The sequence below is a fragment of the Escherichia sp. KCJ4928 genome (genome assembly GCF_004352695.1).
In the GTDB taxonomy this organism is placed as follows: domain Bacteria; phylum Pseudomonadota; class Gammaproteobacteria; order Enterobacterales; family Enterobacteriaceae; genus ECMA0423.
Map to the genome: position 1 here is coordinate 1 of NZ_SJWV01000432.1, position 1,105 is coordinate 1,105.

3 protein-coding genes are annotated in these 1,105 nt (G+C 58.7%); 1 reads left to right on the forward strand and 2 read right to left on the reverse strand.

The window, feature by feature from the left end:
• On the forward strand, positions 1–170 hold a 170-nt coding region (locus tag E0D98_RS28205), incomplete at its 5' end, for a DUF6404 family protein (RefSeq protein WP_240723771.1).
• A gap of 19 nt (positions 171–189) precedes the next feature.
• Here E0D98_RS28205 and E0D98_RS24585 read toward each other — a convergent pair.
• Both E0D98_RS24585 and E0D98_RS27645 read right to left on the reverse strand, forming a co-directional pair.
• Positions 190–780, reverse strand: coding sequence for a hypothetical protein (locus E0D98_RS24585; protein WP_131891312.1), 591 nt, complete (start codon positions 778–780; stop codon positions 190–192).
• Positions 780–1,031: a hypothetical protein gene (locus tag E0D98_RS27645; protein ID WP_031322317.1), complete on the reverse strand. Its 252-nt coding sequence runs from the start codon at positions 1,029–1,031 to the stop codon at positions 780–782. The genes E0D98_RS24585 and E0D98_RS27645 overlap by 1 nt, the downstream gene beginning before the upstream one ends.
• Positions 1,032–1,105: the final 74 nt, after the last annotated feature.

Genomic DNA, 1,105 nt, shown 5'->3' on the forward strand with positions numbered 1-1,105 from the left:
TTTCCTGGGGATGTGCAATGTGGTTTATCTACTGGGGGCCGTCAGGAATGGTGGCAGGTGAGGCCATTATTATAAGTATCACGGGTGGTTTTTTGTTCGGACTGCTCATGGCCTCTTTCCACTGGTGGCGCAGGAAAGTTAACCGGCTGCCACCATGGGATGATGTGTAAATCGTGCACAGGCATGTTTTTACGGGGTGATACTTTCATTAACCTGTACACGAACTTTTATTCCGGCATCATGACAGGCCTGCAGCCACTGCGCCACTTCCAGCGGATCGCCCTCCCGGCGTACCACCTTGCCTTCTCTGTTCCATAACTGCAGACAGGTGCTGCCGTCGAGACGTACCACAAAATCCCCACGGCAGGCCTGATACGTCATGCCGTTCAGCTCCACCGCCAGATCAGTGGCAGAAGTGCCGTCTGCGGGCAGACCTGCGGCCGGGACCAGCGGCAGTACGACGACTTCTGCCGCACGCTGTTCTGCCCGGAGGCGGTCCTGTTCTGCCAGCAGCAGAGGCTGTGCCACGGCCCGGCCGGCGTCCGTCAGCTCGACAGCCAGCTGCAGATTCGGGGCGCGCAGGGTGCGCAGCCAGCCGGCATCCTCCAGGCGACGGCAGGAGGCGCGCAGGTTTGGCCCGTAGACCGGGGCTTCCCCGCTTCGCTCCAGCACCCGTTCCAGGTCCCGTGTCAGCACGGGGCCCGGCCGTTTTTCATCAAGGGCAGCCAGCACAATCAGCACTCTCCGCTGCAGTGGCGACGGTCGGCGGCTCTGGGTCATTACCTGTCATCCTCCGGCCAGATGAGCTTTCTGAGGCGCTGAAAGTCGGCGTCAATGAGCTCCTGTCTCTTTATGGCATTCATTGAGGCATAGCCATTTATGGCCAGTTCATGCCAGAAGATCAGCACGGCTCCGGCTTTGGCTGACTCGCAGAGATAAATCGCGCCCTGGCTGTCCAGATTGCATTCCCGGATGCGTCGTTCCGCAAACCGGGTCAGTTGCTCATGGGGGCCGCTTGGAATTCGGAAAATAAACCACGTTAAGACTATTTTTTAGACAAATGACTTTCAGGAATCGCCAGGATGGCGGGACAACAGCTGTTTCG